This is a genomic window from Sphingobium xenophagum, assembly GCF_031457465.1.
GTDB classification, from domain to species: Bacteria; Pseudomonadota; Alphaproteobacteria; order Sphingomonadales; family Sphingomonadaceae; genus Sphingobium; species Sphingobium xenophagum_A.
Map to the genome: position 1 here is coordinate 211,565 of NZ_JAVDWV010000004.1, position 24,277 is coordinate 235,841.

Below are 24,277 nucleotides of genomic sequence, written 5' to 3' on the forward strand. Positions count from 1 at the left end.
CGTTCACCGCGAGCGGCGGACCGGTTTGATCGCGAAAGCGCCAAGCAAGGCGAACAGACAGCCGACGATATAGATGGCGGCGTAGTTCTTGCCGCTTGCGCTACCCACCGCCAGAATGATGGGCGCGATTGCCGGGGCCAAGGATTGCGGCAGGGAGTTGGCGATCTGAAACACGCCCATATCCTTGGCCCTGTCTTCGTCACTGGGCAGGATAGCCGCGAGCAGCGCCAGATCGACCGCGAAATACAGACCCTTGCCGATCCCCGCCAAGGCGACGCCGACCAGGAATTGCGACACGGACGGCGCAAGTGCAATGACCAAAAAGCCGGAGGCTTCCAGCGCGGCGGCGACGAAGATCAGCGGCTTGCGACGGCCCGTCCAGTCGGTGATGAAGCCGCCGACCAGCGAAATGGCGATGGTGGCCGACGCGATGATCGCCATCGATTTGACCATGACCTGCGTCGCATCCGACCGGCTGAGCGCCAACTGGTCGGTCAGGAAGAAGAGCTGATAGGTCAGGAGGAACGACCAGGCCATCATGATGAGAAAGCGACTGCCGAAAGCCCAACTGAAATCCCAATCGCGAAAAGGCGCAAAGATGGAGCGCAGCATGATGAGCGGATTCATTTTGCTGTCGCTGCTGACCGCAGGCCGATCAGGCAGGATGACGCATAATGTCAGGATGCTGGCGACCGTAATGGCAAAGGGCGCCATGAACATCATCAGGTCCGACGATTGGGTATATTGCGTTATCCAACTGCCAGCAAAGGTTCCTGCGGTCGATGTCATACCCAACATGCCAGCAACGCGACCCTGCATATGATAGGGAATGACATCGGGCAGGATGGGCAGGCAGGCCGCCTGCATGGCATTGAAGCCCGCCTGACAGATGACCCAGCCAATGCCCAGCAGCAGCAGATTGGGCGCGGTGCCAAGGATGGCCAGACCCACTCCGCTGACCAACAGGCCGCCCAGCAGCCAGGGACGGCGACGGCCGAAGCGGCTGCGCGTGCGGTCCGACAGCGCGCCGCAGATCGGCGTGATCACGAGCGCGACGAAGCCGCCGATGGCGAGGATGATGCCGAGCCAGCGGCCCTTTTCGGCTTCCCCTGCAATTTCGCTGACGCGCAGCGCGATGGTGATGACGACCGGGGTCAGCAGGGCGATCCAGATGCCGAACTGCGCCAGCACATAGACGGCGATGAAGCCGAGCGATACTGGCGGCCGCCCCTGATCCGCGGTCGGCTGGCCGATCATGGCCGGTAAGCCTTGCCTTCTGAATCCGCCTTCAACTTGGCAGGCGTATCCGCGAACAGGTCGTTCATCTTCGATGGCAGGTTGGGCTGAACATACCAGTCGGCCGGGAAGTCGGCCGCGCGCGCGCCGTCGATCTTGCGATGGACCAGCCCCGAACTCGTCTTGCGGGTGTAGGGCACGACATGCTCGCCCTGCTTGTTGCCAAGTTGGTCGAACAAGGACTTGCGCAAGCTGATCTTGGTTTCGAGCCAGGCCGGGTCCGCGATCAGATTGTGCATTTCATCGGGGTCGGTCTTGAGGTCATACAGCTCCTCTAGATCCCACACCCCATGATATTGGATATATTTGACCCGGTCGCGCTGGATGGCAAAGGTCGTGGGGGTCTGCGGGAAGCTCCATTCCCAATAATATTCATAGACGAAATCACCCGGATTCCAGGCTTTCTCGTCGATCTTGCCTTCGACCACCGGCAGGAAGCTCTTGCCCTCCATCTGCTGCGGCTTGGCGATATGGGCGATATCGAGGAAGGTGGGAGCAAGGTCGAGGTTGCGCACGACCGCCGGGTTGGTCACCCCCTTGGGCACCATGCCCGGTGCCCAGACGATCATCGGCACGCGGACCGAGGGTTCATAGGCATTGCGCTTGTCGATCAGGCCATGTTCGCCGATCATGAAACCATTGTCGGAATAGAAGACGACCATGGTATTCTTGTCGAGCTTGTTCTTCTTCAGATAGGCCATGATCCGGCCCAGACTGTCATCGACGGGGCTGAGCGTGCGATAATAGTCGCGGACCTGCTCGGTCATCGGATTGTCGGTATGATAGGGGAAATCCGCGCCATGCCAGCTATTGCGCTGGTTCTGGACCCATAAAGGCTTGCCGGCATTATTTTCCGGCGTGTTCGCCATGCTGGCGGGCAGCTTGATATCGAGATTGCTATACTGGGTCTTGTAGCGTTCGGGCGGCAGCGGATCGCTATGGACGGCTTTATGGCTTAGATAGAGAAAGAAAGGCTTGGACGTATCGCGTCCCTTTTCCAGCCAGTTCATGGCATAATCGGTCAGTTCGTCGGTGATGTAGCCGGTGCGCTTGACCACGTCACCATCGACATTGAGCGTTTGCCGCTTGCCCGCAGCCAACCGTTCGGGCGAGAGCAATTCGGTCGGGAAATAGGTGCCCTGCCCCTTGAAGCTGACCCATTTGTCGAAGCCTTCGCGCGGCGCGTCGGTGTCGAAACCCATATGCCATTTGCCGAAGAAGCCGGTCTGATAGCCTGCCTGCTGAAGATATTTGGGGAAGAAGGTCAGCCCTTCCTCCGAACTGTTATTATTGTCGATCACGCCATGGTTGCGCGCGGTCTGGCCGGTCAGGATCGTTGCGCGGCTGGGCGAGCAAAGCGACGAGGTCACCACGGCATTGGGGAAATAGACGCCATTCTTGGCCAGGGCATCAATGTTCGGGGTTTGAAGGCCCGGCGTCAGAAAGCCCATCGCGTCATAGCGCAGGTCATCGACCAGCACGAAGATCATATTGGTCGGCTTTTGCGGCGCATTGACGGGCTTGGCCAGCACGCCCGGTCCCAGCAGGGTGCAAGCGGCAAGCGCAGCGGCGCGCATCGCGCGGCGGGCGTTCTTCATGAGCGATGGTCCTTCTTGTCACGAATGATGCAGCGAAAGCCGATATGGCTGGTCGAACTGTCCACCGCCTGTGGGTGGCGGGCCGCGGGGCGATAGCGCTGGCAATAATTGGGGGCGCACAGATGCGATCCCCCCTTGAGCACCTTGCGCGGGATCGGCGTATCGGGATTGGCGGGGTCAAGACTTTCGCGCTTCGTGCCACCGCGCGGATTGGCGGGGACGCAGCAGCTACCCTTCGCCTTGCGCTCGATCCGGGGCTGGGCGAACCAGTCGACGGTCCATTCCCAGACATTGCCGATCATGTCGAACAGGCCATGGCCGTTGGCGGAATAGGTACGGACCGGCGATGTCCGTTCATAGCCATCGTCCAGCGTGTTGGCGAAGGGGAAGGCACCTTGCCAATAATTCGCCAACATCGCGCCGCCGGGTGCCAGTTCGTCACCCCAGGAGAAGTCTGCGCCGTCCAGACCGCCGCGCGCGGCATATTCCCATTCCGCTTCGGTCGGCAGCGATTTTCCTGCCCATTTTGCATAGGCTTCGGCATCCTCGAACGCGACATGGACGACCGGATGATCCTCTAGCCCGTCGAGGCTGCTGTCGGGGCCATGGGGGTGCCGCCAGTCGGTGCCGAAGCTGAACTGCCACCATTGGCCGTAATCGGCCAGATCAACGGGGCCGCGCGTGCGTTGGAACAACAAAGATCCAGGCAGCGCCAGCGACGGGTCCATGCCCGGATAATCCTTCGGATCGGGCGCGATCTCGGCGAGCGTGACATGGCCTGTCGCCGCCACGAAGCGCGCGAAATCGCGGTTTGTCACCGGCACCTCGTCGATCCAGAAGCCATCGACCTGAACGCGACGGACAGGCGCTTCTTCGGAATAGAAATTGTCCGATCCCATCTGGAACGCTCCGCCGGGCAGGTGGTGCATGCCCTCCGTCATTAGCCGCCGCCGAGCATGATGCCTGCACCGCGCGGATAGGCGGGCGTTGGGCCATCATCAGACAGGTCGGGGCGCTGTGCCTCGACATCGGCCATCGACCGGGGCAGCGAGAAGGGCAAGCGACCCTGTGCCTTGGCATGGCCTGCAACCACGTCGAGCACGGCGGCGTCGCTCGCGCCGAAAGTGACGATCAGGGCGCTGGCCATGGATTCGATTGCGGTCAGGATAGCCGGGCGGTCCATCTCCACGGCAATGATGGTGGGGACATGGGCGGACGCGCGCGCGATCGCCTGCACATCCTTGTCATCGGCACGGAAATCCAGCCGCCCTTCATGCTGGCGGGAGCCGAAGAAATGATGGGGGTGCAAGGTTTCGAACGGCGTCGCTGTGCGCACCAGCGCGACCTGCGCCTTGGCAGGATCGTCCACCACGACGAAGCCAGCGGCGCTGGCCGCAGCCGGATCGACGCCGTGCAGCCAGATGCGCTGGCCCGGTGCCACTGGCAGGGTTGCGCGATCATTGCGCAGCAGCACCTGGCTGGCGCGCTGGACAACATCGGCTTGGCGCTGGGCCTGCACGTTGCCGACGATCTGCGCCGCGGCCTGCTCGTCGACATAAGGGTTGTCGAACAATCCCTGTTCGAACTTTAAGCGCAGGATGCGGCGGGCGGACTCGTCGATCCGCTGGACGCTGACCAGTCCCTTGGCAACGGCATCAAGGATCGGCGCGGCATCGTCGGTGCCGCCGAACTGGTCAATGCCAGCTTCTATACCCTTGGCGAAGCGCGTTGTCGTGTCCGCCTGCTCCATTCCCCAGGGCATGCCGATCGACGCGGGTGATTGCGGATTGGCGGCATCGGGCGCGACGCAATCCTTGGGGCAATCACGAGTTATCGACCAATCCGATACGATCAGGCCGGTAAAACCCTTGTCGCCGCGCAGCAGGCCGGACAGCAATTGCTTGTTGAAGCCGCCGCCGACTGGCTCTATCGGCTGCCCCGCGACCTTTGGCCCCTGCACGATGACATAGGTGGGCATGACGCCAGCGCTGCGAGCCGCCAAAGCCCCGTCAAAGGCGCGGACATGGTGGGCGAAGGAAGCGTCGGTCAGGGCAGCATGGCGACCATAGAAATTATGCCCGTCAAACCCGCCCGGCTGCGCGCCATAGCCGACCCAATGTTTGACGACGGTGGCGACCCCTTGCGCGGTAACGCCCTTAGTCCCCTGCTGAAACCCTTCGACATAGGCACCAGCCAGGCGGGACACGGTGTCCGGGTCAGACCCGAAGGTCGCCGAAAAGCGCGCCCAGCGTGGTTCGGTGGCCAGATCAGCCTGGGGCGACAAGGCCATATGGATGCCGACGGCGCGATATTCGGCGCGGGCGATGTCGCCGAAACGACGCATCACGACGGGATCGTTCAGCGCTGCGAAGCCGAGCATGTCGGGCCATAACGAAAAGTCGCCGCCCGTCGTGCTGGCCCCCAAGGTTGCCTGGAAATGGTGGCGCGGGTCAGTGCTGATCGTCGCTGGAATGCCGAGGCGTCCGGCCTCCGCCAGTTTTTGGATCGCATTATTCTGTGCCGCCAGTTGCGCAGGTGGCACGACGAGGCGGGTGATGAAGCTGGATATGCGGCGATCCCGCATCAAGCGGGTCGTCGCCGCCTGATCATAGACTACCCCACCAAAGCCGATCGGCGATCCGGGCGTCGGCAACGTGCCGTGGAGCATCAGTCCGGCCTTTTCCGCCAAAGTCATGCGAGCCAGCAAGTCCTCGACCCGCCGATCGACGGAGACTCTTTTATCCTCATATGGGTCAAGACGGCCATTATGATTGAGATCGCGCCAACCCGATGGCGGCGCAGCGGCCGCACCCAAAGTGAAAAAGGCGACGGTCGCCACCAGCAATTTGCCAAACCCTACCATCGTAACTGCCCTTTCCCGCAAAATGCATCGACCGGGCTTACCCCGGTGAAAGGCGCATCGCCGACTAGCCGATCAACCAGTGCCGTCTGAATATCAGACAGCGAGGCGTAGGCATTGATATAGGTGGAGAAGTTCGGCGCGTCATAAAGATAATAAGGCTGGCCGAAGGAGATGAGCAGCGTCGGGATTTCCCGGTTAAACTGGATCATCGCATTGCGCGGGCCAGCGTGCAGCTTGGCGAAGTCAAGGAAGATGTGGCTGAGTCCCGGCGTGGCTTCCTGACCAATCAGATAGAGGACGAGGTCGGTGTCTTCCCGCGTGGGCATGGCATCGGGATCGAACGGGCGGACTTCGAACCCCCGTTCCTGCAAATCTTGCATCATCGGGGTGAAGTCGCGGTCCGGTGCGCCCGCAAAGAAGCTCGTTCCCTCGTCCGATATCACCACGATGCGCTGATGGCGCGCAGGGCTGATCGGCAGAAGCGCATCGCGATCTTTGACGAGGGTGAGGCTGCCCGCGACAGCCCGTTTTGCGATCGTCAGATGATCGGGGCGACGCAAGGCGTCGCGCACCTGCGGCAAGGGTGCGATCCGTTCGTCCAGCGTCATGCGGTGCAGACCGAGATTCGCCTTGAGCGATAGGCAGCGGGTGACCGCTTCATGCAGGCGGCGCTCCGACAGGCGACCTTCGCGCAGGCCCTTGAGCATCAGTGCCATATCCTGCGCCGGGTCGCGGCTGAACAGGAACATGTCGCAGCCATTTTCGATGATGGCGGGCACGGCTTCGGCGCGGCCCATCCAACTGGTGAGCCCGCCCATGACAGTGGCATCGGACAGGATCAGCCCGTCAAAGCCAAGCTGGCCGCGCAACAATTCCTCGTTCAGCAGGCGGGATACTGATGCGGGCTCAAAGGCCTGTGCGCCCGCGCGCGGCAATTTGTCGCGTATATAGGCGGGCAGCGCGATATGCGCGGACATGATCGTCATCACGCCATCGTCGATCAGCGCGCGGAAGATGCGGCCGAAAGTCGCCTCCCATTCACCCATTTCCATGTCGTTGACGCTGGTGACCAGATGCTGGTCGCGATCGTCCAGCCCGTCGCCCGGCCAATGTTTGGCGCAGGCGGCAACGCCCTGCGCCTGCAGCGCGCGGATATAGGCCTTGGCCTGATCGAGAATGCGGTCCGGGTCGGACCCATAGGAGCGGGTGCCGACGATCGGGTTGCGGAAGGCACGGTTGATATCGACGACCGGGGTGAAGGACCAGTTATAGCCAAGCGCGCGGCTTTCTTGGCCCACGATCGTCGCGAGTTGGGTGCTCAGCGCAATATCGTCGCAGGCGGCAATGCCCATCTGGTTGGGAATGGCGGTGGTGAAGGGATAGCTGACAGTGCCGCCTTCAATATCGCCCGACAGAATGATCGGCACCTCGGATCGCTCAACCGCATCGCGCGCCGCAGTCCAGGCCGCATCTAGGTCGCGCGTCGGGAAGCGGTGAATGCCGCCAGGCGCACGGGCGATCAGTTCGTCGGTTTCCGCCGCGCTGTCATGGCGCGAGGACAGGATGAACAGTTGCGCGATCTGCGCCTCGACGCTCAGGGCGTCGCGCGTGCGTTCGACCCAGCGCATATCCTCTGGCGACAGGGCCAGGGGACTGATGCGTTGGAAGGAACCGGGCGGCAAAACTTCGACGCTCGGATTCATTTGGGCGCTTCGGGAAAAGCGTCGACATAGCGCCCACGCTTTGCGAATATTTCAGGCGGTTCGGCGAGCGGCGGCGTGCTATATTTCCGCGCCTCACGCCACCATAGCGCCTTCATCTCTTCAAGCTTGGCAGGATAGCGCGCGGCAAGGTCCGTGCTTTCGGAATAATCCTTCGAAATATCGAACAATTCCCACTTATCCTTGGCGAAATCAGTGCCGTGTTGGTGCATCGCGACCGCGCGCCAGTTGCCCGACGTAATTGCACGTTGGCCACGCAGTTCGAAATATTGGACCGAGCGCGTTTTTGCGGTTGCGTCCCTAAAGGTCTTGCGGATCGACTGACCCGCGACAGGAATTTGCGCGTCGCCATCGACCGTCCGCGCGAAACTGGCTCCGGCCGCATCCAGCAAGGTGGGGGCAAGGTCGATCGTGTCGACAAATTGCGTTCGTATGGCACCGCTATCGCGAATGACGGAAGGCCAGGAAACGATCATGGGCGTGCGGACGCCCCCGGCATAGGGCCAGGACTTGTAGCGCCGAAAGGGCGTGCCGCCCGCCCAGGCCCATGGCTGAGGATATTCCGGGTGCAGCTTGACAGTCCCGATATCGTCGATCCGTTCCCGCTGCTGCGCGAAGCTGAATTTGCTCGGCCGATACATGGTTTCGAAGCCGCCATTTTGTCCGGCTTCAGCCGCGGCACCATTGTCGGAGATCAGCATGATGATCGTATTGTCGTACTGGCCCTTGTCCTTGAGCCGCTGGATCACCCGGCCAATCTGTTCGTCGGCATGGTCGATAAATCCGGCATAGGTTGCCATATGGCGCGCAAAGACCGCTTTTTCGTCGTCGCTAAGCGCATCCCAGGCCCGATCACCGGCCGCGCGCGGGGTCATGATGGTGTCGTCAGGAATGATGCCGATCTTCTTCATGCGCGCGAAGCGTTCGGCGCGGATCGCATCCCATCCCTTTTCATAAACGTCGCGATAGCGGTCGATATAGGCGCGTGGCACCTGCAGCGGCGCGTGGGCCGCGCCCATGGCGAAATAGAGGAAAAAGGGTTTGTCCGCCGCATCGTCGATATTGGCGATGGCCTGATCCGCCATATCGGTAGAGAAATGATAGCCGGGCTTTTCAGGCTTAGGCAGCTTTTCATTCCCTTCGATCAGGTCAGGACGATATTGATCCGTCCAGCCCAGATAAAAGCCATGGAAACGGTCAAACCCGCGCTGGAGCGGCCAAGACGCATTGTTGCCAGGCTTGCCATCCTCATATTCAGGGCCAAGATGCCATTTTCCTACGCCATAGGTGCGATAGCCCGCCGCTTTCAGCGCCTGGGGCAGCATCTGTGCATTGTGGGCGACTTCCCCGCGATCACGGGTCATGTCGTCAGTGCGCTGATTGGTCGGTAGGTCCGCCATTCGCACCGTCTGGTTGTTGCGGCCGGTCAGCAAGGCCGCGCGGGTCGGCGTGCAGACCGCCTTGCTGTCAAATCGATTATAGCGCAGCCCGGTAGCGGCCAGCGCATCAATATTGGGGGTGCGGATTTCCGAACCGAAGGCACCCAGATCGGAAAAGCCGACATCATCCAGGACGATGAGGACGATATTGGGCTTGGCGACCGGCGTCGCCTTGGGCGCGGCGCTAGCACCCGACCAGCCCAATCCCACAACGAGCATGGATGCCGCCAGCAACAAGGGTTTCTTCATCGGACCCGCTCCCACTCAAATTAGTGGCGCGGCAACATTGTGCCGCCGCGCCCTTCGATCAGAACTTCACGCCGAGGGTGGCGCCGAAGTAGCGGTCCGCATCCTTATTGAAGGTGCCGACCAGATCGGTATTGCCACCCAGGAACGACGTATGGCCGATGCTGGTGAGATAGTTTTCGTCAAACAGATTCTTGACGAACAGGGTCAGGCTGTAGCGGCCGTCAATCTGCTTCACGCCGATGCTGGCATCAACCAGCGTGTAGGCGGGCTGTTCCAGCAGCGGGTCCTGCTCGACCGAGAAGTTCATCGTGCTCTGGAAGTTGACGCCAACCTGCGCAAAACCCGCCAGGTTGGTACCGGCAATATCCGCTTCATACCGAGGGGCGAAGCTGATCTTCCAACGCGGGCTGACCGGCAACGTCGCGCCGCGCAAATTCTGGATGGGCGTGACACCTGCTGCCGGGCGGTAGCAGATGTTGGTGGGCATACCCGACAGAACCGGCGCGCTGGCGTTAAATTGCTGCGGGCAGTTGAGGCCATCGATGTTCATTGTGGCATCCGAATAGGTGACAGCGCCGGTCAGGCTGAAATTATCATCGGGGCGCACGGTCGCCTCGACCTCAAAGCCCTTGGTCCGCGACTTGCCCGCATTGGTTGGCGCGAACTGGACCACGCCTGCGGCGATATCCGACCGGTTGGCCTGCACCTGAAGATTGGAATAGTCCGCCAGGAACAGCGCGGTGCTGAAGCTCAATACGCCGTCTAACGTGCGCCCCTTGAAGCCGATTTCATAGGCATTGACATGCTCCGGCTCCAACACGCTCTGATCGGCCAGGTTGGCGCCGATCTCCATTTCGTAACCCAGCCCCTTATAACCGCGCGTGTAGCTGGCATAAACCTGGGCATCGCGGCTGAACTCATATTGCAGGCCCGCCTTGCCAGTGACCGCCGTATCGTCCGCTGTGATCGATCCGCTCACTGGCGCATTACCCGGCAGCACCGCATCACCGGAAACCAGCGGCGAAATGCGGCTGCCGCTATTGGTGCCCTTTTCATATTGCAGGCGCAGGCCGCCAATGGCTTTCAGGCCGCCGACGATGCGATATTCAACCTGACCGAAGGCTGCGAGACTGTCCTGCTTCAGACGGATATTGCTCGCCGAAGACTGGTAGATCGTATTGGCAGGCGCGCAGGGCTGCCCAAAGGTGCCAGCCGTACAGCGCGCCCGACGCCGGTCGAACGGCCGCTTGATGTCGGAATGCATATAGAAAACACCAGCGACATAGTTGAAGTCGCCGCTGTCATTGTTGGCGATCCGCAATTCCTGGCTGAACGCGCTCAGGTCGACGATGCCGCTGTTACGGCTCCAGTCGGCATAGGCGGCCGATGCACCGACGAAGAGCGGAACGCTGCTGTTGATGCGCTCGATCGGCTGGTTCACTTCCAGATAATAGTCCTGGTAGGCCGTGATGGACGTGATCGTCGCAGCGCCCAGATCCCAATCCGCCTGCAACGAATAGGTCTGCTGGTTGCTGTTGGAATAGGTCACCGTCTCATCATTGAGTGTCCGGTTTTCGCGCGTGGCATTGATCGGGCCGACCAACGCCTGAAGATTGGGATTGTTGATCGCGATCCAGGTCGAAGCACAGCAATCGGCATCGGTCTTGCGATATTCGCCGGTGAACAGAAGGTTCAGATTCTCCGTCGCGTCCCATTCCAGCTTGCCGCGCACACCCCAGGATTTGGAGCCATTGTCCCAGCTATCGGTAGCGATATTGCGCGCAATGCCGCGTACATCGTTATAAAAGCCAGTGACGCGGGCGCGCAGCGTGTCGCTGATCGGGCCGGACACAGTGCCACGGGCGCGATATTCGCCATGCTCGGCAATGGTGACTTCGCCCCGGCCTTCAAAATCGCGCGACGGGCGCGCGGTCGTGACGCTGATGACGCCCGCGGTGGCATTCTTGCCGAACAGCGTTCCTTGAGGGCCGCGCAGCACTTCGACACGCTCGATATCGGCGAGATCGGTGAAGCCCTGCGTCTGGCGCACGGCAACGACGCCATCGACAACGGTGGAGACGGAGGCCTCGACGCCCTGCCCGAACAGGGCAGTACCGATGCCGCGGATGCGGAAGCTGCTGTTGGTAGGTGTTGCCCCCTGCTGGAAGGTCAGCGACGGCACGGCCTGAACCAGCGAGGCGCTGTCATTGATCTGGCGGTTGGCCAGCGTATCGGCCGAAACAGCAGTGACGGCCAGCGGCACGTCCTGCAGCCGCTCTGCGCGCTTTTGGGCAGTTACGACGATGTCGGTGCTGGCGTTATTGGGTTCTGCGGCGAGGGCCGCTGCGTCCTGCGCAAAGGCGGGGGTCATGTTGGCGGCGGCGAGCGTCGCGATCAGCCCAATCATGGATGAGCCGGACAGACGCTGCGTGAGTTTAGAAGCTTTCATACTACCTCCCCTTTATGCCAGCCGGATTGATTTCCGACGTTTGCAAACAAACAAAATGGGCTATGCGACCCGAAGCGCCCATTGATCTTGTAGCGCTACATGTTGCCTTCCAGCCCTTGAGTCAAACAAATATGTAGCGCTACATGTTTTTCCGGGCGGGGTTGTCGCTTTTCCGACACAGGGTGCGCCCGTGCAGGCAATTCATGGATTGAAGCGCGGGCGCGTTAAGCTATGGAAGAGTATGGGTTTGGGAAAAAGATGACAAGACGGCCGAGCAAGACGATCACCATCAAGACCGTCGCCGAACTCGCAGGCGTGTCGCCCATGAGCGTGTCGAATGTGCTCAACAACCGGCACAAAGTGCGCGAAAGCACGCGGCAGGCAGTGATGGACGCCGTCAAGACGCTTAACTATTCTCTCAACCCCGCGGCCAAGTCGCTGGCGGGGTCCGGCATGACCCGAATCGGTCTGATGTATCGCAACATCGAAAATGCGTTTCTCAGTTCGATTTTGATCGGCAGTCTGGAAACGACCAACCGCATGGGTGCGCAACTCTTGTTGCAGCCGCTTGAAGTGGGCGACGCCGGGGAAGTGGCGGCGGGTATTCAGACCCTTATCAGCAATGGTGCGAATGCCATCCTGATCGCCCCGCCCTATTGCGAGATCGCCAATAGCCGTGGCCTGACCAAGGATGCGCCGGTGCCGATCGTGGCGCTTTCCCCCGGCGACGATCTGACTGACGAATATTGCATCCGCATCGACGACTTCGCGGCGGCGCGCGACATGACGCGCTATCTTATCAGCCTGGGCCATAAGGATATCGGCTTCATTCGCGGCGCCGAGCATCATCTGATCAGCAGGACGCGCCGGGATGGCTATATCGCCGCGTTGCAAGAGGCCGGTATCGCCATACGCCCCGAACTGATCGCTGATGGCGATATGAGTTTCGAATCCGGGCTGGATGCCGCGCACACGCTGTTGAGCCTTGCCCCCCGGCCCACCGCCATTTTCGCCAGCAACGACGATGTGGCAGCGGCCGTTACGTCACTGGCGCATCGGCAGGGGCTGGATGTCCCGCACGACCTATCGGTCGCGGGTTTCGATGATACCCCCATTGCGGTGAAGATCTGGCCTGCCCTCACGACCGTTCGCCATCCGGGGGCAAGGATAGCGTCGGAGGCGGCGACGCTGGGTATCATGCTGGCGCGTGGAGGAGATGCCCCAGCAAAAAGCGCGACCCACCTCGACTATATGCTCGCCATCCGCGAATCGACCGCACCACCTTCGGGATGAACGGGCGCGACGATCACGCCTAACCGCCGCGCCACGTCGCTCATTATCGGCACTCAGCCCGCAGCGGCGATGCCGATGCTTTGTAGGTCAGCACGAATTCACAATGTCCCAGCGCTTCGGATTTGGTTTGCGCTCCATTAGCGACGGCGATGATCAGATCGACGATTTCTGCGCCGACGTCGTCCAACGTGCCGCGGCCCTCCAATATACGACCGGCATCGACGTCCATGTCGCCTTCCATCCGACGATAAGTGTCAGGATTCGCGCTAATCTTGATAACCGGCGAAATCGCGGACCCCACGACCGACCCCCGCCCTGTCACGAACAGGTTGATGTGCGCGCCGCTGGCGATCAGCTCACCGATTTCGGCATTGTCAACGATGTTGGGGAAGCCGAATTTGGGGTCTCCCGGTGGAACGACGTCGAGCAGATATAGGCCAGGTCCAGGAACCGGCTCCGCCGGGTTAATCACGCCGTCGATCGGGCGGCTGCCCGACTTGGCATAGGCGCCTGCCGATTTTTCTTCCTGGCTCGACAACCCACCCTCGGCATTGCCCGGCGCAAAGCTGCCATAGCCCATAGCGCGATAATAGACCTCAGCCTTGTGAACGGAAGCGATCAAAGCGTCTGCCACTTCGGGCGACGCGGCACGACTGGCCATATGGCCTTCACACCCGATCATTTCGCCGGTTTCTTCAAACACGCAGGACGCCCCCGCGTCGATCAGCGTGTCGAATGCGCGTCCTACCGCTGGATTGCCGGTAATACCGCTCGTCCCATCGGACCCGCCGCAGATAGTACCGATCACCAGTTCGGACATCGCCATCGGCACGCGCTGCGCTTGGGCGTCCGCCGCCGCGCGCACACGCTCGACAGCAGCAATTCCCGTGGCGATTGCCGGGCCAGTTCCGCCCGCTTGTTGGATGACGACTGTCTCGACCGGGCGACCATGTTCGCGCGCATTGGCGGCCAGTGCCTCACGATTGAAGCTTTCGCAGCCAAGCGACATCAGCACCACGCCTCCGACATTGGGATGCGTCGTCAGCGATTTCATCATCGCCAGCGCATAATCATTAGGGTAGCAACCGGGGAAGCCGATCAACTGGATACGCGGATCATCCATCTTATCAACGATGCGCCGAGCCACATGATGGGCACATTCAACCAGGTAAACTACCACGATCGCATCCCGAATGCCCTTGCGTCCATCGGGTCGCAGCCAGCCGGTCATCGCTACGTCGTTCATGAATGATCTCCTGCCGCGTCACGCTGGTGCGCCGGGATATAGTCGCTCTGCATATTATGGATGTGTACCCAACCCCCGGCAGGGACATCCGCCGTCGCGGATCCGATCGGCATACCATATTTGATGATCCTGTTGGCGACTTTCAAGGGTAGGACAGCGATCTTATGGCCGAGACTGATATGCTCAGTGATCGGGAGCACCGCCCCCTCCAGATCGATGGTTTCGCCTGCCGCCAGGTCGCGACATGCGACGGCGACATTGTCGCTAGGCGACAATCGGATCGCAGCGGCGATCATGCGGCTGTCTCGGGTGCGGGTACGGGCGCGTCCAGACGCAACAGACCTTCGCTGCGCAATTCACTCCAGAATGCGGCCGGAATCGCCTCGCCGTAAAGATCGACGGTTTGCGCGACCCGATCTGCACTGCCGATACCGGGAATGACGCTGGCTACCAGCGGATGCGCCAACACGAAAGCCAGCGCAGCGGCGGGAAGCCTGACGCCATGCCGGTCTGCGACAGATTCGATCCCTCGAACGTGAATCAGCACATCCTCAGGCGCGGGGCCGTAATCATAATGGATCGTCCCTCCGCGCCGAGTCCCGGTGGCAAGGATGCCGCTATTATACGGGCCGCCGATGACAATCGACGTGCCCGCCGCCATGCACACGGGGAACAGCGCGTCGAGCGCGTCCTGTTCGAGCAACGTGTAGCGGCCGGCGAGCAGGATCGCATCGAGCCGTGCCTCCTGCATTACGTCGAGGCAAACCTGGATCTCGTTGACGCCAACGCCAAAACCGGCGATCGCCCCTTCATCACGTAGCTTTTCCAGCGCCTTCAGGCCGCCGCCTGAGGTTAGCTGCTGCCAATAGCCATCGGCTGCGTCGCCATGGGTGTAGCGACCGATGTCATGGATGTAGAGCAGGTCGACCTTGCCCAGTCCCAGCCGTTGCAAACTATGTTCGTGGCTACGCAAAATGCCATCATAGCTATAATCGTAGCGCATCCGGAACGGCATCGGCGAGCGAAAGCCGTCTCGCTCTCGATCGTCGATGATCGACGGATCGGGGTCCATCAACCGCCCGACCTTGGTGGAAATGACGGTGTCGCCCCGTCCCCGTAGTGCATCGCCCACGCGCCGCTCGGACAGTCCACGACCATAATGCGGCGCGGTATCGACATAGCCCAGGCCTGCATCCAGCGCCGCGTCAATCGCGGCGCGCGCGTCTGCGTCGGGCACAGGGTGGTAGAGATTGCCGAGTGAGGCAGCGCCAAAGCCGAGTTCGGGAACGCTGAGGCCAGTGCGGCCGATCGGGCGGTGGGGAATGAGGGTCACAGCTTCAGATCCAGTCGATAGATGCGGTTGGCGTTGCGACCCCACAGGTCCGCGCTGTCGTCGTCAGAAAGATCGACCAACAGTGCCTCATAGGCAGACAACGTCTCGTCCAATGTGGCGAACAGCCGGTCGGTGGGGAAATTGGTGGCGACCATCACGCGCTGCGTGCCGAACAGGGCGATCACTTCGTGGACGATATCGGCAAAGGCCGCCGGATCGAAGGGCGATTGAACGAAACCGGCGCCCGACAGCTTGATCGCTACCTGCGGCATCGCCGCCAGGGCCGTGAGGCCTGCGCGCCACTGGGCAAGGCCGTCGGCCAGGATCGGCAGCCCCAGATGGTTGATGATCACCGGCACGCGCGGATGCAACGCAGCGGTTTCCGCGAGGCCGGCAAGCTGTGGCGGAAAGCCGTGAAAATCATAACTTAACCCATGACCGGCCAGCATCCCGAACCCGCGCCGCCAGGCGCTATCCATCGTCAGGTCGCGTGGATAGGCCTGCCGGTCGGCGTCGGGATGCCAGTTTATGAGGTGGCGGACGCCGCGGACGCGCGGCCGCGCGGCCTGCCGTTCGAGTATCGCCGCAGCATCGGGCGCATCGAGTGCGACACGCGCGATAATCGCGTTGGGCAGCGCATGCTCGTCAGCCACCGCGTTCAGCCAGTCGGTTTCCCGCTCGCCGTCATCGGGATGCGCGCCCGCTTCGACATGCACCGCGCTGACCAGATTCCACGCCGCCGTCAGCGCGCGATGATCCGCAACGCTGTAGCTGGCGGCGATCGGCGCGTTATCCGGCGCGTCGAGCCAAGGATAACGCAAAAGATCCCGATCCCACAGGTGCAGATGCGCGTCAATGAACGGCGGACGGGTCATGTCAGCCGCGCGGTGCCCAGGCAACGAAGTCCTGCCGCTGTTCGCCCAGCTTCTCGATGCCCAAAGTCACGACATCACCGGCCTTGAGATACCAGGGTTCAGGCTTCTGGCCAAAGCCAACGCCCGGCGGCGTTCCGGTGGTGATAATGTCGCCCGGCTCCAGCGTCATGAATTGCGAACAATAAGCGATGATCTGCGCGACGGTGAAAATCATCGTTTTCGTGCTGCCGTCCTGGACGCGCTTGCCATTGACGTCGAGCCATAGGGTCAGCGCCTGCGGGTCGCCCACCTCGTCGGCGGTCACCAGCCACGGGCCGACGGGGCCAAAGGTCGGGAACCCCTTGCCCTTGTCCCATGTCGCGCCACGCTCCATCTGCCACGCGCGCTCGGACACGTCGTTGATCACGCAATATCCCGCCACATGGGCCAGCGCATCGGCTTCCGCGACATATTCTGCGCGCGTTCCGATCACGACGCCCAGTTCGACTTCCCAGTCGGTCTTGATCGAATCGCGCGGGATGACCACCGGATCGTTCGGCCCTTGCAGGCAACTGACCCATTTGTTGAACACCACGGGCTCTTGCGGGATCGGCAGGTTCGATTCCGCAGCATGATCGGCATAGTTGAGGCCGATCGCGATGAATTGGCGCGTGCCCGACACCGGCACGCCATAGCGCACATCGCCTTCGACCAGCGGCAACGTGGCGGGGTCGATTGCGGCGAGCCTGGCCAGCGCATCGGGGGCCAGCATGTCGGGCGTGATGTCGGCATGGCCCGCGAGCGCGCGCAGGCGGCCCTGTGCGTCGATCAGGCCGGGCTGTTCCTGCCCGGACGGGCCAAAGCGGCAAAGTTTCATAGGATATCCTTTGTGGAAGCGAGGATGGAACGGTCGATCTTCGACACGGCATTGACGCCGGTCAGCGTCATGGCGACGCGCATTTCCTTTTCGATCAGGTCGAGCAGCAAGGCGACGCCCGCCTCCCCGCGCGCCGCCATGGCATAGAGCCAGGCGCGCCCCAGCAGCACGCCCTGCGCGCCCAGCGCCAGCATCCGCACAACGTCCAGGCCCGAACGCACGCCGGAATCGGCCAGCACGGTCAGCCGGTCACCCACCGCATCGGCGATCGCGGGCAAGGCGCGGGCGCTCGACAGCACACCGTCAAGCTGCCGACCACCATGGTTGGACACGACGATCCCCTGCGCCCCGACATCAGCCGCCGCGCGCGCATCTTCGGGATCCAATATGCCCTTGATGATCAGCGGGCGGTCCCAGGCGGAGCGGATCCAGTCCAGGTCACGCCACTGAATCGACGCATCAAAATTGGCGCCAAGCCAGCCCATATAGTCGTTCATGCCGCTGGCATTGCCGAGCACCGGCTCTAGATTGCCGAGTTTGTGCGGTCGGCCGCGCAGCCCCACATCCCATGCCCATCCCGGCTTACCCATCGCCTGCAACACGCGGCGCAGCGGTGCGCGTGGACCCGACATGCCCGAATGCGCATCGCGATAGCGCGCGCCCGGCACCGGCATGTCCACCGTGAACACCAGTGCCTCGGCACCCACCGCCTTCGCCTTGGCGATCAATTCCCGCATAAAGCCGCGGTCGCGCAGGACATAAAGCTGGAACCAAAGTGGTCCCGGCGTCGCCTGGCGCACTTCGTCCATCCCGCACAGCGCGACGGTGGACAGTGTAAAAGGCAGGCCGCGTGCATGGGCCGCACGCGCGGCCTGCGTTTCGCCACGTCGCCGATACATGCCGCCAATCCCGATCGGTGCGAGCGCCACCGGCAGCGGCATTTTGCGCCCGAACAGGGTTGTCGACAGGTCGACCTCCGCCACGTCCTGCAACACTCGCTGGCGCAGTGCGATATCGCCCAGATCGGCGACATTGCGATGCAAAGTCCGTTCAGCATAGGCACCCCCGTCCGCATAATCGAACAGGAAACGCGGCAGCCGCGCCCGCGCCGCGTCGCGAAAATCGAGGGTGGAGGCGATCGTCACCATGGATCAGGCCATGCACCAGCCGCCGTCGATGACGTGCAACTGCCCGGTGGTGTAGGCGCTTTCGTCCGACGCCAGATACAACGCCAGCGCAGCGACTTCCTCGGCGCTGCCCAAGCGACCCATCGGTTGACGCGCGATGAACGCCGCGCGCGCCGCTGCCTCATCGCCCGTCGCGGCCAAACGCTCGTCGAGCGAGGGCGATTGCACCGTGCCGGGGCAAATCGCGTTGCAGCGAATACCCTGGCCGACATAATCGAGCGCGACCGAGCGTGTGATCCCCGCCACTGCCGCCTTTGACGCGCAATAGGCGTAGCGGTTGCCGACACCGATAACTGCGCCCGCGACCGACGACATGTTGATGATCGACCCGCCACCGCCCGCGATCATCGCGGGCAGCAGCGCGGTCAGCATATGGGTAATGGAATGAACGTTGAGGTCGAACGACAGAGCATAACCGCTGTCCTTCGTATCGAGCAGCGTCCCGGCATCGACATAGCCTGCGCAGTTGAACAATATGTCCACGCCGCCTGCTTCCACACCGAACGCCGCAATCGCCTGCGGGTCGGTCAGGTCGATGATATGGGGCGTGCAGCCTGCCAGCCCGGCCAACGCATCCCCGTTGCGATCCAGCGCCAGAACCTCCGCGCCCTCCGCCGCGAACAATTCCGCCGCAGCCCGGCCAATGCCCTGGCCCGCGCCCGTCACGATGGCGCGCTTGCCGTCCAATCTGTTCACTTCAACATAGTCCTTTCAACAGTTCAGTGCGCCCGAACGCTTGACCCGCGAGCATAAAGAGCAAAGAAGAATACCGCAGCAAAACAGGCCGCAGGCACAAGCATGGCATGGGTGATGCTGGCGCGGTCCGAGACCCAGCCCATCAGCGCAGTCAGCGCGGCGCCACCGATGATCGCCATGACGATCAGGGACGATCCGGCTTTGCGTAAGGGACCCAGCCCCTCCACGCCCAGCGCGAAAATGGTCGGAAACTGGATCGACATGAACAGGCTGGACACAACCAGCGCATAGAGGCCAATTGTACCGCCGACCGTTCCTGCAATAGCGGCGAGCGCTACCGAAAAGGCAGAGAAGATAGCGAGCAACATGACCGGTGCCAGCCGCGACATCAATGCGGTGCCCAGGAAACGCCCGGCCGCGAACAATATCAAAGAGACGAACAGCGCATCGGCGCCGCCCCGCTCGCCCATGCCTGCATTCTCTTGCGCATACCGAATGGTATAGCTCCACAGGCCGACTTGCGCGCCGACGTAGAAGAATTGTGCCACAACCGCGAACATCAATCGCGGACGACGGAAAACATCTGTGAAGCGCCCGCTCGGCACATCCGGTCCATCATTTTCAGCATTGCCGCGCGGGAACTGCACAAGCGCCGCCGCGACAGCAAACAGCAGCACAACGACCGCGATCGCCACATAGGGCAAGACGACCGCCTGCACTTCAGCGCGATAGAAAGCGTCGCGCGCTGCGGGCGCCATTGTCGCCAGGCTGCGCTCGTCATGTTCGATGCCGGACAGGATAAAGTTGCGTCCGACCAGAATGCCCGTGATCGCGCCCAGCGGGTTGGCGGCCTGCGCCCAGTTAAGCCGACGGGCGGCGCTGCGTGGGTCGCCTAATTCGGTCATCAAGGGATTAGCCGAGGTTTCCAGAAAGGCCAGTCCACACGCGATGACGAACAATGCGAGCAGGAATAACTGATATACCCCGACCATCGCCGCCGGATAGAAAAGGAGGGCCCCACAACCATATAAGGTCAGGCCCAGGACAATGGCCGCCTTATAGCCATACCGGCGCATCACCGCCGCCGCGGGGATGGCGACCAGAAAATAACCGAAATAGAAAACCTGTTGCACAAAGCTGGTGCCGAAATCCGACAGCGCAAACGCCTTCCGGAACTGCGCGATTAGGATGTCGTTCAGATTATTGGCCATGCCCCAGAGAAAGAACAGGCACACGGTGATGATCAGCGCGGCGACGTAGCGATTTCCGTCCGTGTCCTTGACGGGGCGAGCTATGCTGTCGCTATTAATCATGGGCGATAAAGCCATCACATTCTCTCCGCTTTAGGCACTTAAGATATTCGCCGCGACTGTTGTTAGATCCATCACCTATCGAGGCGCGTCACCGGGCAGCAATGCCATCTTAAATCAGTAATCAGGCAAATTCGAACATCGCTCTAGAGTATTGTTGTGAACAGGCGGGGAAACCGGCAGCATACCGTCGGCGTCCCCGCCTGCCGGGGAGATTTAGCGCTCCCTATAGTTGGAAGCGAACACCTGCCGTAAAGCGACGTCCATAGTCTTCAAAACCTCGGTTGATACCAAAACGGTTCACGTTGACCTGCGATTCACCGAGCAGATTGAGCGCCTCCGCGTGAACCTGAATGTTTTCGGTCACTTTAAGGCTGGTCGTCAGGTCCAATTGGCGGAAGGCATTGGTGAATTGGCCATCGCCAAAGAAGCTTGCGGGATCGACGACAAACTTGTCGCGATAATTATACGCCCCACGAATGCTGAACGGACCCTTTTCGTAATAAAGCACGATATTATAATTATTCTTCGAGACGCCTGGCAGGGGCAGTAGTGGACCACCCTCCGCATAGGGCAGATCATCAGCCGACACATAGGTGTAGTTCAGTATCGTGCCAAAACCGTCAAACGGCGATGGCAAGAAGGTGAACGGCTGCTGGTACGACACCTCAAAGCCTTTGACCTTCGATTTGCCGCCATTGGCCGGTTGGAATGTCGTGAACGCCGTCGGTGTCGTGACATTGCCCTGTACAGTCGTCAGATTAATCGTTCGCGTACCTGTCGAGCTGACGACAAAGTTTTTGAGGTCCTTGTAAAAACCAGCGACAGATATCAGGCCGCCACCCGACAAATAATATTCGAGCGACAGGTCAAGCTGGTCCGAGGTATAAGGCTTCAACAGCGGGTTGCCGCCACTGATCGTCCTGACGTTGGCGTTGATCGAAATCGCCGGTGCCAGATTGGACAGCGACGGACGCGACAGAACCCGCGCTGCCGCAAAACGGACGAGGAAATTGTCGCTGACACTAAAAGACGCGTTCAGGCTCGGCAGGACATATTGATAGTCGTTCTTGACCGTCACAGGCGCGGTGCGACCCACGATCGTGCGCGAACCGGCCAGATCAATGGACACCGTATCAAGATCAGCCGAGAAACCGCTCGATGCCGATACCGTATTAATATAACGGACGCCGACATTGCCCCTGAACCTTTCATTCGCATCGGCAAAGTCCGCACGAACATAGGCTGCCATCGACTTCTCTTTGACGCTATATGTCGATGCCAGATCGGTCTGCGTGCCGAAACGGCTCAGGAGCGTGTCGAGGGGAACCTTGTCATATAGTTTGCTGAGATCAGAGTTGAGAAACTGTGTCGGAAAGGTCGATGCGCCGTCATAGTTACGCAGCATGTCGGGGTAGTTGAACGCGGTCATAAACTGGGCCGCATTGAAAGAGCCACCCTCCACGCCTGCCGAATAGGGCACACCGGCCAAAGGCGCCAGTTGCTCGGCGTTTACCGACAGCACAACTTGGGTAAATGCACGGGTGCGGTTTTGATAATAGAGACCGCTACTCAGTGACCTCAAAAAGCCGCGCTCCACGTTCCACGTTCCATCGACCTTTGCTTCCCAAACCGTATCGCGGGTCGGCGAATTATACAGGCCGTTTACGCCCAACGCATTGAAGTTGCTGGCGTTCAACGGATCATAGCCTCGCATGATCGTCAGATTGGCGGGACCGTCGGGGTCCGTGGCCAGATTTTGCGCCGCACTCGCCCGGCCAATCACTTCCAACGACAAGGCGGTGATCTTGCTGACCGACTTGCCATAGGAACCCTCGAAATGGATTTTGGCGGTGTCCGTCTTGATGTCGCCACCGGCGGCAAAGGATTGCAATTGATCACGCTGGTTCGTGCCGCGCGAGTTGTTGCGATTATCTACGCCGTCCATGTCGAGCAGCGTGACGATGCCATTGTCGTCGATCGTCGAATTTCGGACGGAATTGTTGATCGAGTTATTGGTGAACCGGAAGGAATTGAGCGCCAGCGCGGTGTCGTTACGGAACTCCGAATACAGCCCCTCGCCCCAAATTGTGAAAGTAGGCGTTACGTCGAATGACAAAGAAACCAAGCCCGTCTTGCGGGTGCGGTCACCATAATCGACGCCGTAATTGGCAGCGTGGTTTATCAGAAAAGAGTCGTTATTGTCGCCGTCGCGGTTGTAATCTTGGAATTGGGCCGGCGCACGGGCATTTTCCGTTGCTGGCTCCAAACCGAAGGCTTCATACCGGTAAACCTGCAACTTACGCTTCGAATAGTCGCCACCAATGACCAGGCCGACGCGATCATCGAACAGCCGCGTGGCAAACAAACCGGAAACGTGCGGCCCAAACTTGTCGGCATTCTGTTCGTAGATACCCTCGGCATCAATAACGAAGCGCGTTTCACGCACGTCCTGTCCGCGCAGCGATCGCACGTTGATCGAACCGGCCAAGCCGCCTTCGGTCAGGTCGGCAGTTGGCGACTTGTAGACATCGATACCGTTGACCAGGTCGCTGGACAGGATCGTAAAGTCGAACGACCGATTACCCGATGAGGCTGACGGGACGGTGCGCCCGTTCATGTTGACCTGATTGAACGCAGGATCGAGACCACGGATGCTGGCCTGCGAGCCTTCGCCACGGCTACGCGTGATCTGCACGCCAGTGATGCGCTGCAGGGATTCGGCGAGATTAGCATCGGGGAAATCGCCGATATCTTCTGCGGAAATCGAGTCGACAATGGCACTGGCGTTGCGCTTGATGCTGACCGCAGATGCCAGGCTCGCGCGAATGCCCGTGACGACGATATCACCCTCACTCGTCGCACCTACTTCACCGCCCTGCTGCGCGGCACCAGCGGTCGGCATCGCCGCCTGATCTGACGCCTGCGCAAGCGCGTTAACCGGACCCATTCCGACCAACGAGCAAGCGGAAATCAGTAACCAACCCTTCTTCACAACATTCTCCCCTTAGATGCATCAATCACGCATTTTGGCACGCGATCTTCATGTGTCGCATACGATATCTAGATATCATATGCGACACTGTCAATAGATGTTTATATGCGCAACTCAACTCTCATTTGGCTGATCGCTTTGTTCTGAAAGCGAAAATATCCGCTTCATTGGGGCCCATTTTTGCCCTCTGTCACTGGATTGCAGCGGAACTTGGAACCGGTCCATTTCCGATTCCCAACGCGCATCAATCTCCCGCTCGGCTGCACTTATCATGCGTGGGAAGTCATCAGCTACGGTAGCAACCATGAATAAACGATCGGCCACGCGCCAGATTTCCATATCGAGGAAGCCCTTTGCCCTGATCCCCTGCATGACCTCCGGCCACGCAGCGCCTGGCGCGTGCGCGCGCTCATAGGCTGCGATCAATTCGGCATCATCGACCAGATCAAGCGCGAAGCAAACGCGTTGCGGCATTGTTTCTTCCCCTCCCATTTGCACGCGATTTGATGACCGACATCGCCCGCCATTGCACGCATGATATTGCATTATCATTAAGTGCAAAGCGCGCCAACTCTTTTGCGACGGGCGAGGACGTGAGATTGATGCACCCCGCCCAAGCCATCGTCGGCGCCGTAAAGGGTAAGGCCGAACAGATTGCCGAATTAATGAAGTAATCGTGATGTTGGGACGTATTTCAGGGCTCTGCTATGCACGGCCCTCGCTGAAACAACCTTCAATCGCGCTCAGACAGTGCCAGCCCTATCCCACTTTTGGCGCAAGCCCATTGGGCGACGGAGGTGCCCAGACCCTTGACATATGCATATATGCGATCAACTCTCACCAGCGCGATAGATAACAGTCAATGGAGGCG

General features: G+C 60.8%; 19 protein-coding genes. 2 read left to right on the forward strand and 17 right to left on the reverse strand.

Annotated elements, in window-relative coordinates; all coding sequences use genetic code 11:
* Positions 1–3: 3 nt before the first annotated feature.
* From J2W40_RS05560 to J2W40_RS05590, 7 genes are read right to left on the reverse strand one after another with little or no spacing between them, the layout of a single operon-like run.
* The gene (locus tag J2W40_RS05560; protein ID WP_310222506.1) at positions 4–1,257 is read right to left on the reverse strand and encodes an MFS transporter; all 1,254 of its coding nucleotides are present in this window, start codon (positions 1,255–1,257) and stop codon (positions 4–6) included.
* Positions 1,254–2,894 carry a sulfatase family protein gene (locus tag J2W40_RS05565; protein WP_310222508.1) on the reverse strand — a complete coding sequence of 547 codons (1,641 nt, stop codon included), beginning with the start codon at positions 2,892–2,894 and terminating at the stop codon, positions 1,254–1,256. The genes J2W40_RS05560 and J2W40_RS05565 overlap by 4 nt, the downstream gene beginning before the upstream one ends.
* Positions 2,891–3,823 carry a formylglycine-generating enzyme family protein gene (locus tag J2W40_RS05570; RefSeq protein ID WP_310222510.1) on the reverse strand — a complete coding sequence of 311 codons (933 nt, stop codon included), beginning with the start codon at positions 3,821–3,823 and terminating at the stop codon, positions 2,891–2,893. Before J2W40_RS05570 ends, J2W40_RS05565 begins: the two co-directional genes overlap by 4 nt.
* Before the next feature lie 11 nt (positions 3,824–3,834).
* Positions 3,835–5,757, reverse strand: a complete 1,923-nt coding sequence (locus tag J2W40_RS05575) for a glycoside hydrolase family 3 protein (protein ID WP_310222512.1) — start codon at positions 5,755–5,757, stop codon at positions 3,835–3,837.
* Positions 5,751–7,460 carry a glycoside hydrolase family 3 protein gene (locus J2W40_RS05580; protein WP_310222514.1) on the reverse strand — a complete coding sequence of 570 codons (1,710 nt, stop codon included), beginning with the start codon at positions 7,458–7,460 and terminating at the stop codon, positions 5,751–5,753. Before J2W40_RS05580 ends, J2W40_RS05575 begins: the two co-directional genes overlap by 7 nt.
* On the reverse strand, positions 7,457–9,166 hold the full coding sequence (locus tag J2W40_RS05585; RefSeq protein WP_310222516.1) for an arylsulfatase: 1,710 nt from the start codon (positions 9,164–9,166) through the stop codon (positions 7,457–7,459). The genes J2W40_RS05580 and J2W40_RS05585 overlap by 4 nt, the downstream gene beginning before the upstream one ends.
* A 58-nt stretch (positions 9,167–9,224) precedes the next feature.
* Positions 9,225–11,615, reverse strand: coding sequence for a TonB-dependent receptor (locus tag J2W40_RS05590; RefSeq protein ID WP_310222518.1), 2,391 nt, complete (start codon positions 11,613–11,615; stop codon positions 9,225–9,227).
* Between the two features lie 258 nt (positions 11,616–11,873).
* On the opposite strand from J2W40_RS05590, the gene J2W40_RS05595 reads away from it, so the two are divergent.
* Complete coding sequence (locus tag J2W40_RS05595; protein WP_310222520.1) at positions 11,874–12,908, forward strand: LacI family DNA-binding transcriptional regulator; 1,035 nt, start codon at positions 11,874–11,876, stop codon at positions 12,906–12,908.
* A gap of 43 nt (positions 12,909–12,951) precedes the next feature.
* Here the strand turns inward: J2W40_RS05595 and J2W40_RS05600 are convergent, their stop codons facing one another.
* The 10 genes from J2W40_RS05600 to J2W40_RS05645 form a co-directional block, all read right to left on the reverse strand.
* Positions 12,952–14,154, reverse strand: a complete 1,203-nt coding sequence (locus tag J2W40_RS05600; protein WP_310222522.1) for a UxaA family hydrolase — start codon at positions 14,152–14,154, stop codon at positions 12,952–12,954.
* A complete protein-coding gene (locus tag J2W40_RS05605; RefSeq protein WP_310222524.1) occupies positions 14,151–14,450 on the reverse strand; it encodes a UxaA family hydrolase in 300 nt (99 codons plus the stop codon). Before J2W40_RS05605 ends, J2W40_RS05600 begins: the two co-directional genes overlap by 4 nt.
* Positions 14,447–15,487, reverse strand: a complete 1,041-nt coding sequence (locus J2W40_RS05610) for an aldo/keto reductase (protein ID WP_310222526.1) — start codon at positions 15,485–15,487, stop codon at positions 14,447–14,449. The genes J2W40_RS05605 and J2W40_RS05610 overlap by 4 nt, the downstream gene beginning before the upstream one ends.
* Positions 15,484–16,362: an amidohydrolase family protein gene (locus tag J2W40_RS05615; RefSeq protein ID WP_310222528.1), complete on the reverse strand. Its 879-nt coding sequence runs from the start codon at positions 16,360–16,362 to the stop codon at positions 15,484–15,486. The genes J2W40_RS05610 and J2W40_RS05615 overlap by 4 nt, the downstream gene beginning before the upstream one ends.
* Position 16,363: 1 nt before the next feature.
* A complete protein-coding gene (locus J2W40_RS05620; protein ID WP_310222530.1) occupies positions 16,364–17,218 on the reverse strand; it encodes a fumarylacetoacetate hydrolase family protein in 855 nt (284 codons plus the stop codon).
* Positions 17,215–18,363 (reverse strand): FMN-dependent L-lactate dehydrogenase LldD, encoded by a 1,149-nt coding sequence (lldD, locus tag J2W40_RS05625; protein WP_310222609.1) that lies wholly within the window; start codon positions 18,361–18,363, stop codon positions 17,215–17,217. Before lldD ends, J2W40_RS05620 begins: the two co-directional genes overlap by 4 nt.
* A 6-nt stretch (positions 18,364–18,369) precedes the next feature.
* Positions 18,370–19,101, reverse strand: coding sequence for an SDR family oxidoreductase (locus J2W40_RS05630; protein WP_310222532.1), 732 nt, complete (start codon positions 19,099–19,101; stop codon positions 18,370–18,372).
* A gap of 23 nt (positions 19,102–19,124) precedes the next feature.
* Positions 19,125–20,429: an L-fucose:H+ symporter permease gene (gene fucP, locus J2W40_RS05635; protein ID WP_310222534.1), complete on the reverse strand. Its 1,305-nt coding sequence runs from the start codon at positions 20,427–20,429 to the stop codon at positions 19,125–19,127.
* Between the two features lie 208 nt (positions 20,430–20,637).
* Positions 20,638–23,406 (reverse strand): TonB-dependent receptor, encoded by a 2,769-nt coding sequence (locus J2W40_RS05640; RefSeq protein ID WP_310222536.1) that lies wholly within the window; start codon positions 23,404–23,406, stop codon positions 20,638–20,640.
* A gap of 114 nt (positions 23,407–23,520) precedes the next feature.
* A complete protein-coding gene (locus J2W40_RS05645) occupies positions 23,521–23,898 on the reverse strand; it encodes an L-rhamnose mutarotase (protein ID WP_310222538.1) in 378 nt (125 codons plus the stop codon).
* 14 nt (positions 23,899–23,912) lie between these two features.
* On the opposite strand from J2W40_RS05645, the gene J2W40_RS05650 reads away from it, so the two are divergent.
* The gene (locus tag J2W40_RS05650) at positions 23,913–24,080 is read left to right on the forward strand and encodes a hypothetical protein (protein WP_310222540.1); all 168 of its coding nucleotides are present in this window, start codon (positions 23,913–23,915) and stop codon (positions 24,078–24,080) included.
* Positions 24,081–24,277: the final 197 nt, after the last annotated feature.